We start from the raw sequence: 9566 nt of genomic DNA on the forward strand, positions 1-9566 counted from the left end.
AAAAGCCGCATCCGCAGCCTTTTTCCCGTCCATCCGACGTCCTGAGGGAGGATCGTCCATGACAGTCACCGCGATCGGTGCCGCCGTCCGGCGCAAGGAAGACCACCGCTTCATCACCGGCAAGGGCCAGTACACCGACGACATCAACCGCCCCGGCCAGGCGCACGCCTATTTCCTGCGCTCGCCGCACGCCCACGCGACGCTCAAGGGCATCGACATCTCGCGGGCGAAGACCATGCCCGGCGTCGTCGCGATCTACACCGGCGAGGACGTGGCGGCCGACAAGGTCGGCGGCCTCATCTGCGGCTGGATGATCCATTCCAAGGACGGCACGCCGATGCGCGCCGGCCCGCATCCGATCCTCGCCCAGGGCAAGGTGCGCTATGTGGGCGACCACGTGGCCGTGGTGATCGCCGACACGCTCTCGCAGGCCAAGGATGCGGCCGAGGCCATCGTCGTCGACTACGGCGTGCTGCCGGCCAACGCCGACACGTCGAAGGCGCAGGGCGGCCCGGAGGTTCATTCCGAGGCGCCGAACAACACGGTGTATGACTGGCACATCGGCGACAAGGGGGCGACGGAAGCGGCCTTCAAGGCGGCCAAGCACGTCACCACACTCGAGATCGTCAACAACCGCCTCGTGCCCAACGCCATGGAGCCGCGCGCCGCGGTCGGCGAATACGATTCCGGCAACGACGCCCTGACGCTCTACACGACGAGCCAGAACCCGCACGTCGCGCGCCTCGTGCTCTCCGCCTTCGTCGGCATCGCGCCCGAGCACAAGCTCCGGGTCATCGCGCCGGACGTCGGCGGCGGCTTCGGCTCGAAGATCTTCATCTATGCCGAGGAGACGGTCTGCGTCTGGGCGGCGCGCAAGTGCGGACGTCCGGTGAAGTGGACCGCCGACCGTACGGAGGAGTTCCTCTGCGTGGCGCATGGCCGCGACCACGTCACGCGGGCGCAGCTCGCCACCGACGCGGAGGGCCGGATCACCGGCCTCAGGGTCAAGACCATCGCCAACATGGGCGCGTATCTGTCGACCTTCGCCTCGTCGGTGCCGACCTATCTCTACGCCACGCTGCTGTCGGGTCAGTACGCCATCCCGAACATCTATGCCGAGGTGGACGCGGTCTACACCAATACAGCCCCGGTCGACGCCTATCGCGGCGCGGGCCGGCCGGAGGCGACCTTCGTCGTCGAGCGGCTGGTGGAAGCGGCGGCGCGCGAGATCGGCATGGATCCGGCGGCGTTCCGCCGGCGCAACTTCGTCACGAAGTTCCCGCACCAGACGCCGGTCATCATGATGTACGACTGCGGCGACTACAAAGCCTCGCTGGTGAAGGCCATGGAGATGGCCGACGTGAAGGGCTTCGGCAAGCGCCGCCGCGAGGCGGCCAAGCGCGGCAAGCTGCGCGGCCTCGGCTACTCGACCTATATCGAGGCCTGCGGCATCGCCCCGTCCCAGGCGGTCGGGTCCCTCGGCGCCGGCGTCGGCCTGTGGGAATCGGCGGAGGTGCGGGTCAACCCGGTCGGGACCGTCGAGGTCCTCACCGGCTCGCACAGCCACGGCCAGGGCCACGAGACGACCTTCGCCCAGCTCGTCTCCTCGCGCCTCGGCATCTCCATCGACAACGTCTCCATCGTCCACGGCGACACCGACAAGGTGCAGTTCGGCATGGGCACCTACGGTTCGCGCTCCGGCGCGGTCGGCATGTCGGCCATCTCCAAGGCGCTCGACAAGATCGAGGCCAAGGCGAAGAAGGTCGCCTCCCACGTGCTGGAGGCGGCGGAGGCCGACATCGACTTCAAGGACGGCAAGTTCACCGTGAAGGGCACCGACAAGTCGGTGGATTTCGGCACGGTGGCGCTCAATGCCTACATCGCCCACAAGTTCAATCCGCAGGAGCTGGAGCCCGGGCTGAAGGAGGGATCGTTCTACGACCCCACCAACTTCACCTTCCCCGCGGGCTGCCACATCTGCGAGATCGAGGTGGACCAGGAGACCGGCGTCGCGACCATCGCCAAATGGACCGCGGTCGACGACTTCGGCAACGTCATCAACCCGATGATCGTCGAGGGACAGGTCCATGGCGGCATCGCCCAGGGCGTCGGCCAGGCGCTGCTGGAGGGCACGATCTACAACAAGGAAGGCCAGCTCGTGACGGCCTCCTTCATGGACTACGCCATGCCGCGGGCCCACGACCTGCCGTCCTTCGACGTCGGCATGACGGTGACGCCGTGCCCGTCCAATCCGCTCGGCATCAAGGGCTGCGGTGAGGCGGGAGCGATTGCGGCGCCCGCCGCCGTCATCAACGCGCTGACCGATGCGCTGGGCACGGAGGAGGTGCCGATGCCGGCGACGCCCCAGGCCCTGTGGACGGTCATCCAGAAACAGTCCCGCGCCGCCATCGCGGCCGAGTAAGGTTCGAAAGAGGTCATCATGTATCCTTTCAAGTACCAGAAGGCCGCAACCGTCCGCGGCGCCGTCTCGCTCCTCGGCAAGGCAGAGGACCCGAAGCTGCTCGCCGGCGGGCACACGCTGATCCCGACCATGAAGCAGCGGCTCGCCAGCCCGAAGACGCTGATCGACCTTTCCGGTGCCGGCCTCTCCGGCATCGAGCAGAAGGGGCGCTCCATCGTCATCGGCGCCATGACGACCCATGCGGAGGTGGCGAACTCTCCCGTCGTCCAGCAGGCGATCCCGGCGCTCGCCCGGCTCGCCGCCCATATCGGCGATCCCCAGGTGCGCCATCGTGGCACCATCGGCGGATCGGTCGCCAACAACGACCCGGCGGCTGACTATCCGGCGGCGCTGATGGCGCTGGGGGCCATCGTCCACACGAGCAAGCGCAAGATCCCCGCGGAGGAGTTCTTCGCCGGCATGTTCTCGACCGCCCTGGACGAGGACGAGATCATCACCAAGATCGCCTTCCCGGTGCCGGGCAAGGCCGCCTATGTGAAGTTCCCCAATCCGGCCTCGCGCTACGCCATCGTCGGCGTCTTCGTCGCCAAGAAGGGCAGCGGCGTCCGGGTGGCGGTCACGGGAGCCGGCTCCAACGGCGTGTTCCGCCACACGGCCATGGAGGAGGCGCTGGGCAAGCGCTTCAATCCGAAGTCGCTGGAGGGCGTGTCGACGCCCGCCGACGACCTCAACGGCGACATCCACGCCTCGGCGGAGTATCGCGCGCATCTCGTCGGCGTCATTGCCAAGCGCGCGGTGGCGGCGGCCCTGGCCTGACAGCCTGCGGGAAGCTCCAAGAGAAAAGCGAAGGGCCGGTCGCACGAGCGCCGGCCCTTTTGCATGTCTGGCCGTGAGGTCGCGGCTCAGCCGGCGGGGGCGGCGATCCGGCGCGTCTGCAGCACCTCGATCATCTCGCCGTCCTTGCGGTAGGAGACGCAGCGCAGGGCGCCGAGGGGGCCGGCGATCCCCGGGTCGCGGGTGTGATTCTGGTCGAGCAGCGGCAGGCACTGTTCCGGCTTCTCGACGACGCGCAGGGTGCGCCAGCCGCGCGACAGTTCGGGATTGGCGGTGATGTATTCGAGCCGCACCAGATCGGGGCGCTTCGGGTCGATCATGCGGCGGACGCTGCCGGTCACGAGGGCGGCCTCGCCCGGAAAGAACATGAACAGCGACACGGCGGCGCCGACGAGAGCGAGCAGCAGAGTGGTCAGGATCGTGCTGTGGCGCATCGGGAAACCCGTGGCTGGATGGAACGGACACGTGGCTAACACGGGCGGACTTAACGAAAATTCGAATCGAATCCGTGAAAAATGGTTGCATTGCCGAATCCCGCGCGGCGCCGCCCGGGATGGCACTCCGCGACGCCGCAAAAACGCCCCACACGGCCGCGAAAACTGGAGGTTGCCGGGTCCCCCGTTCCGGCCCTCCGAGGTGAGCGCATGAGATCGTCCTCCCCCGTCCTGGCCGCCACTCTCGCCCTCGCCGCGTGGCCAGCGGCCGCCCAGAGCCCTGGCAACGGGCAGGTGTCGGCGGACTACAGCGTCACCTTCCTCGGTCTCTCCATCGGCCGCAGCACGATGGTCTCGACCAGCGACGGACGGAACTACAGCACGACGCTGGAGGTCCGCGTCACGGGTGTCGCCGCCATCTTCTCGGGGGGCTCGGGCACGGCGACCGCCACGGGTCAGATCCGCGGCACGACGCCCGTCCCGTCGAGCTTCACGGTGGCGATCCGCTCCGGCGGGAAGGTGGAGACGACCCGCATCGCCATGGCCGGCGGCAACGTCACCGGCGTCGAGCGCGATCCGGACAAGCCGCCCCATCCGCGGGCGACGCCCGTGCTGCCCGAACACCTGCGCGGCGTTATCGACCCGCTGTCCGCCGGCATCTTCGTCGCCGGCGGCTCCGGCCCGGTGACGGGCGCGGCGGCCTGCGAGCGCCGCACGCCGATCTATGGCGGTCGCGAGCGCTTCGACCTCATCTATTCCTTCGTCGAGACCCGGCAGGTGGAGATCGGCGGCTACAAGGGCGAGGCGGCGGTCTGCCGCGTGCGCTTCGAGCCGATCGCCGGCTACCGGCCGGACCGTAACGACATCCAGAGCGCACGGCAGCGCTCGGCCGAGGTCGTGCTCGTGCCGGTGCGCGGCACCCGCACCCTGCTGCCGGCCAAGATCACGCTCTCGACCGGCTACGGCACAGGCATCGCGCAGGCGACGCGCCTCGCCCTCGATCCTGGCCTGCCGACCGCACGCCGCGCCGCCGCGGATTGAGGTTCTCGACTTGATGCCGGCTGCGCTATGGTTCCGGCGTCCAGCCGGAGTGCCTCAGTGACGACTGCCCTGCCGATTCCGCTTCCCACCTCCATCGATGCCACACTCGCCCTCCTGAAGAGCGGCGACTACGTCGCCGACCGGTCGCTGGCGACCGTGCTGTTCCTCGCGCTGAAGATGGGCCGGCCGCTTTTGCTGGAAGGGGAGGCGGGCGTCGGCAAGACCGAGATCGCCAAGGTCCTCGCGGCGGCCCTCGGCCGCAACCTCATCCGGCTGCAGTGCTACGAGGGTCTCGACGTCGCCGCCGCCGTCTATGAGTGGAACTACGCCGCGCAGATGATCACCATCCGCCTCGCCGAGGCGGAGGGGGCGGTCGACCGGGAGGCGCTGGCCTCGGGCATCTTCTCCGAGCGCTTCCTCGTCAAGCGGCCGCTTCTCAAGGCGCTGGAGCCGGACCTGCGGGGGCCGCCGGTGCTGCTCATCGACGAGCTCGACCGCACGGACGAGGCCTTCGAGGCCTTCCTTCTGGAGGTCCTGTCCGATTTCCAGGTGACGGTGCCCGAACTCGGCACGATCAAGGCTCCGGCTGCGCCCATCGTCATCGTCACCTCCAACCGCACGCGCGAGATCCACGATGCGCTGAAGCGGCGCTGCCTCTACCACTGGGTCGACTATCCCGACGCGGCGCGCGAACTCGCCATCCTCAAGGCTAAGGCGCCGGGCGCGCCGGACCGGCTGACGAAGGAGATCGTCGCCTTCGTGCAGCGCCTGAGGAAGACCGACCTGTTCAAGGTGCCGGGCGTCGCCGAGACCATCGACTGGGCGACGGCGCTCACCGAGCTCGATGCGGTCGGGCTCGACCCGCAGGGCGTCACCGACACGCTCGGCGTGCTGCTGAAGTACCAGGACGACATCCAGAAGATGCAGGGCGGCGAGGCCAAGGCGATCCTCGACGAGGTGAAAGCGGGACGCTGAGGCCATGGCCGCTCTCGCCCTCGTCACCGATCCCGGCCGGATGGCCTGGCTGAAGGCCGCCGCCATCGGCGCCGCGCTGCTTCTCGTGCCGCTCGCCTGGTGGACGGTGCTGTCGCTCGCCGGCGTGCGCATGCCCGCTCCCGGGCCTTCGCCGCTGTCCATGACGATGATCGTCGTCGCGGCGGTGGTCGTCGCGCCGTTGATCGAGACGGCGGCGCTCGCGGTGCTGCACTGGCTGGTGGCGGTCTTGCTGAGGGCGCCAGTCGCCTTCTTCGTCGCGGTGGCGGTGGCGGCGGCGGTTGCCGCCCACCTGCCACTGACGCTGGTCAGAACGCCGGTGACCGCGGCGATCTTCCTCGTCTTCGCCCTGCAATATGCCGGCTGGTATGCCGCCCGCGGCTGGCGCACCGCCTTCCTCGGTACGGCGCTCGCCCATGGCGTCTACAATGCCGGCTCGCTCGCTCTTTCGCCGGTCTTCGCCGTTCTGCTGAGGCCCGCCTGATGGCGAACGCGCTCACCGAGAACATCGCCCATTTTGCCCGCGCGCTGCGCACGGCCGGCATGCCCGTCGGTCCCGGCACGGTCCTCGACGCGGTGGCGGCTGTGGAGGCGGCGGGCATCGGCTCGCGCGAGGATTTCTACTGGACGCTGCACGCGGTCTTCGTGACGAAGCACGAGCAGTCGGTGCTCTTCCGCACCGCCTTCGAGATCTTCTGGAAGAAGCGTCACCTGATGGAGAAGCTGCTCTCCATCCTGATGCCGGTGGCGCCCGCCACGCCCGGCAAGCCCGATCCGGTGTCGCTGCGCCTGCAGGAGGCCTTCTTCAAGCAGGCGGAAAGCGTGCCGGTGGAGAAGCCGGAGATCGAGGTGGATGCAAGCCTCACCGTCTCGGACGTCGAGGTGCTGCAGAAGAAGGACTTCGCGCAGATGACGGCCGCCGAGATCGCCGCGGCAAACCGGACGGTGGCGGCGCTGGTGCTTCCCGACGACGCGGTGCCGACGCGGCGCCTCGCGCCAGACCCGCGCGGGCGGCGGATCGACCTCCGGCGCACGCTCCGCCGCTCCATCGGGGAGGGGGGCGGCATCATCGATCTCGCGCGGCGCGGCCCGAAGACCAAGCACCCGCCGCTCGTCGTGCTCTGCGACATTTCCGGCTCGATGAACCAGTACACGCGGGTGATCCTGCATTTCGTCCATGCGCTGATGGAGAACCGCCGCAACGTCCACGCCTTCACCTTCGGCACGCGGCTGACCAACATCACCCGCATGCTGAAGGCGAGGGACCCGGACGAGGCGCTCGCCGCCTGCACGGCGGCGGTGGAGGACTGGTCGGGCGGCACGCGCATCGCGCCCTCGCTCGCCGCCTTCAACAAGGTCTGGTCGCGCCGGGTGCTGTCCGGCGGGGCGGTGGTGCTGCTGGTGACCGACGGGCTGGAGCGCGACGGCACCGCCGACCTCGCCCGCGCCGCCGACCGGCTGCACCGGTCCTGCCGGCGCCTCGTCTGGCTCAATCCGCTGCTGCGCTTCGACGGCTTCGAGGCGCGCGCCCAGGGCATCCGGGCGCTGCTGCCCCATGTCGACGAGTTCCGCACCATCCACAACGTGGCGGCGGTGGCCGAGCTCGTCGCGGCGCTCGACGCGCGCCGGACCGACCGGGCGCACGACCCGCGTCGGTGGTTGAAGGCGCTGTAGGGGCGGGCGTACTTCGCCCATGCCCTCGCACCGGCTCCGAACGACGTAGCCGCAGCCCGCCCTTGCGCCGCGCGCCCGTTCATCCGATGTCTTGGGACACAGCGAACCTGTCCCGAGGAGATCTCGCCATGCTCTCGACCGACGACGACATCCTCGGGCAGGCCGAAGCCTGGGCGAATTCCGGCAAGGGCGTCGCCGTGGCGACCGTCGTCGAGACCTGGGGCTCGGCGCCGCGCCCGGTCGGCTCGCATCTCGTCATTGACGAGGACGGCAGCTTCCTCGGGTCGGTCTCGGGCGGCTGCGTCGAGGGTGAGGTCGTCACCGAGGCGCTGGACGTGATCGGCTCCGGCAAGGCCAAGCTCCTCGAATTCGGCGTCGCCGACGAGACCGCCTGGCGGGCAGGCCTGTCCTGCGGCGGGCGCATCTCCGTCTATGTCGAGAAGGTCGGCTGATGCGCCTCGACCTGCTCTCGGCCCTGAATGCGGCGCGGGCCGGCCGGCACGCCGCCGTCCTCGTCACCGATCTCGACGGCGGCGAGGCGCGCCTCGTGACCGCCGAGACCATGGCCGGCGATCCCCTGGAAGAGGCGATCCGGGCGGCTCTGCGCACGGGTCGCAGCGGCGTCGTCGAGGGCACGCGCGCCTTCCTCACGGTGCAGGTGCCGCCGGCACAGATGGTCGTCATCGGCGCCGTCCACATCAGCCAGGCGCTGGTGCCCATGGCGCGCATGCTCGGCTACGACCCGGTCATCGTCGATCCACGCACCGCCTTCGCGACGCCCGAGCGCTTTCCCGGCGTGCGGCTGCTGGCGCAATGGCCGGACGAGGCGCTGCCCGGCCTCAAGGTCGACCGCTACACCGCCTTCATCGCGCTGACCCACGACCCGAAGATCGACGACCCCGCGCTGCTGCACGCCTTCGGCAAGGGCTGCTTCTATATCGGGGCCCTCGGCTCGCGGAAAACCCACGCCCGGCGTGTCGAGCGTCTCACGGCGGCCGGGGTCGCCCCGGAGGCGCTCGCCCGCATCAAGGCACCCGTGGGCCTCGCCATCGGCGCCATCACGCCGGCGGAGATCGCCGTCTCGATCCTCGCCGAGGTGACGCAGGCCTGGCGTCAGGGCATCGCGTGAGCGGGTCCCGGACCGGCGGCGAGGGAGGCGGCTGATGCGCTTCGGTCCCGTGGCGGTGGACGAGGCTCTCGGCGGCGTCGTCGCCCATGCCGTACGCCGGCCGGGCCTTCTCCTGAAGAAGGGCTCGGTGATCGGCCTCGAAGAGATCGCTGCGCTGAAAGCCGCCGGCCTCGCGACCGTCACGGTGGCGATGGCGGAGCCGGGCGACATCGGCGAGGACGAGGCGGCGGGCCGCATCGCCGCCGCCGTTGCGGGGGAGGGCCTGCGCATCGATCCGCCCTTCACCGGCCGCGCCAACCTCTTCGCGGCCGAGGCCGGCGTGCTGGTGGTGGACCGGGCGGGCATCGACCGCATCAACCGCATCGACGAGGCCATCACGCTGGCGACCCTGCCGGCCTTCGCCGCCGTGGAGGCGGGCGAGATGGTGGCGACCGTCAAGATCATTCCCTATGCGGTCGCTGGCGACCGGGTCGAAGAGGCGCTGGCAGCCGGCCCGCTGGTGCGCGTCGCGCCCTTCGTGCGGCGGCGCGTCGCCATTGTCTCGACGCTGCTGCCGGGGCTCGCCGACAAGGTGGTGGAGAAGACGCTGCGCGTGACCGCTGACCGCCTCGCGCCGGCGGGGGCGGCCATCGTCGGCGAGCGGCGCGTCCCGCATGAAGCCGCAGCGCTGGCGGATGCCATCGCGGTCTCGGCGGAGGAGGCGGACCTGGTGCTCGTCTTCGGCGCCTCCGCCATCGCCGACCGGCGCGACGTCATTCCCGCGGCGCTGGAGGCGGCGGGCGGGCGCGTCGACCATCTCGGCATGCCCGTCGACCCCGGCAACCTCCTGATGATCGGCGCGCGCGGCACGGTTCCGGTGATCGGCGCGCCGGGATGTGCCCGCTCGCCCAAGGAGAACGGCTTCGACTGGGTGCTGATGCGGCTGCTGGCCGGCCTTCCCGTCACCAAGCAGGACGTGACGGGCATGGGAGTGGGGGGATTGCTGATGGAAATCGTGTCGCGCCCGCAGCCGCGCGAGGGCGACGCGGCGGTCCCGCCC

Annotated in this window: 10 protein-coding genes; 9 read left to right on the plus strand and 1 reads right to left on the minus strand. The window is 70.1% G+C overall.

Features of this window, described 5'->3' with window-relative positions:
• The first annotated feature begins 58 nt into the window (after positions 1 to 58).
• Together ACT6XY_RS13480 and ACT6XY_RS13485 are read left to right on the plus strand one after the other, a co-directional pair.
• Positions 59 to 2422: a xanthine dehydrogenase family protein molybdopterin-binding subunit gene (locus tag ACT6XY_RS13480; protein WP_444748839.1), complete on the plus strand. Its 2364-nt coding sequence runs from the start codon at positions 59 to 61 to the stop codon at positions 2420 to 2422.
• An 18-nt stretch (positions 2423 to 2440) separates the two neighbouring features.
• Complete coding sequence (locus tag ACT6XY_RS13485) at positions 2441 to 3238, plus strand: FAD binding domain-containing protein (RefSeq protein ID WP_444748840.1); 798 nt, start codon at positions 2441 to 2443, stop codon at positions 3236 to 3238.
• A gap of 86 nt (positions 3239 to 3324) precedes the next feature.
• Here ACT6XY_RS13485 and ACT6XY_RS13490 read toward each other — a convergent pair whose 3' ends face one another.
• A complete protein-coding gene (locus tag ACT6XY_RS13490; protein WP_444748841.1) occupies positions 3325 to 3690 on the minus strand; it encodes a hypothetical protein in 366 nt (121 codons plus the stop codon).
• Positions 3691 to 3900: 210 nt separating this feature from the next.
• Here ACT6XY_RS13490 and ACT6XY_RS13495 point away from each other — a divergent pair, with 210 nt between their 5' ends.
• From ACT6XY_RS13495 to ACT6XY_RS13525, 7 genes are all read left to right on the plus strand, one after another.
• The gene (locus ACT6XY_RS13495) at positions 3901 to 4731 is read left to right on the plus strand and encodes a DUF3108 domain-containing protein (protein WP_444748842.1); all 831 of its coding nucleotides are present in this window, start codon (positions 3901 to 3903) and stop codon (positions 4729 to 4731) included.
• A gap of 57 nt (positions 4732 to 4788) precedes the next feature.
• Positions 4789 to 5706 carry an AAA family ATPase gene (locus ACT6XY_RS13500; protein WP_444748843.1) on the plus strand — a complete coding sequence of 306 codons (918 nt, stop codon included), beginning with the start codon at positions 4789 to 4791 and terminating at the stop codon, positions 5704 to 5706.
• A gap of 4 nt (positions 5707 to 5710) precedes the next feature.
• A complete protein-coding gene (locus tag ACT6XY_RS13505) occupies positions 5711 to 6208 on the plus strand; it encodes a hypothetical protein (protein ID WP_444748844.1) in 498 nt (165 codons plus the stop codon).
• The gene (locus tag ACT6XY_RS13510; RefSeq protein ID WP_444748845.1) at positions 6208 to 7398 is read left to right on the plus strand and encodes a vWA domain-containing protein; all 1191 of its coding nucleotides are present in this window, start codon (positions 6208 to 6210) and stop codon (positions 7396 to 7398) included. The genes ACT6XY_RS13505 and ACT6XY_RS13510 overlap by 1 nt, the downstream gene beginning before the upstream one ends.
• Positions 7399 to 7526: 128 nt before the next feature.
• The gene (locus ACT6XY_RS13515; protein ID WP_444748846.1) at positions 7527 to 7850 is read left to right on the plus strand and encodes an XdhC family protein; all 324 of its coding nucleotides are present in this window, start codon (positions 7527 to 7529) and stop codon (positions 7848 to 7850) included.
• Positions 7850 to 8527, plus strand: a complete 678-nt coding sequence (locus tag ACT6XY_RS13520) for an XdhC family protein (protein WP_444748847.1) — start codon at positions 7850 to 7852, stop codon at positions 8525 to 8527. The genes ACT6XY_RS13515 and ACT6XY_RS13520 overlap by 1 nt, the downstream gene beginning before the upstream one ends.
• Before the next feature lie 34 nt (positions 8528 to 8561).
• Positions 8562 to 9566 (plus strand): molybdopterin-binding protein (locus ACT6XY_RS13525; protein ID WP_444748848.1); only part of this gene is annotated, 1005 nt, incomplete at its 3' end.

It is taken from the genome of Phreatobacter sp., from assembly GCF_052440005.1.
Lineage (GTDB): Bacteria > Pseudomonadota > Alphaproteobacteria > Rhizobiales > Phreatobacteraceae > Phreatobacter.

What these genes read in the sequence shown, in the direction of transcription:
- ACT6XY_RS13485 (WP_444748840.1), top strand. Translation starts at nt 2,441, where the DNA reads ATGTATCCTTTCAAGTACCAGAAGGCCGCAACCGTCCGCGGCGCCGTC.
- ACT6XY_RS13515 (WP_444748846.1), top strand. Translation starts at nt 7,527, where the DNA reads ATGCTCTCGACCGACGACGACATCCTCGGGCAGGCCGAAGCCTGGGCG.
- ACT6XY_RS13495 (WP_444748842.1), top strand. Translation starts at nt 3,901, where the DNA reads ATGAGATCGTCCTCCCCCGTCCTGGCCGCCACTCTCGCCCTCGCCGCG.
- ACT6XY_RS13520 (WP_444748847.1), top strand. Translation starts at nt 7,850, where the DNA reads ATGCGCCTCGACCTGCTCTCGGCCCTGAATGCGGCGCGGGCCGGCCGG.
- ACT6XY_RS13510 (WP_444748845.1), top strand. Translation starts at nt 6,208, where the DNA reads ATGGCGAACGCGCTCACCGAGAACATCGCCCATTTTGCCCGCGCGCTG.
- ACT6XY_RS13505 (WP_444748844.1), top strand. Translation starts at nt 5,711, where the DNA reads ATGGCCGCTCTCGCCCTCGTCACCGATCCCGGCCGGATGGCCTGGCTG.
- ACT6XY_RS13480 (WP_444748839.1), top strand. Translation starts at nt 59, where the DNA reads ATGACAGTCACCGCGATCGGTGCCGCCGTCCGGCGCAAGGAAGACCAC.
- ACT6XY_RS13490 (WP_444748841.1), bottom strand. Translation starts at nt 3,690, where the DNA reads ATGCGCCACAGCACGATCCTGACCACTCTGCTGCTCGCTCTCGTCGGC.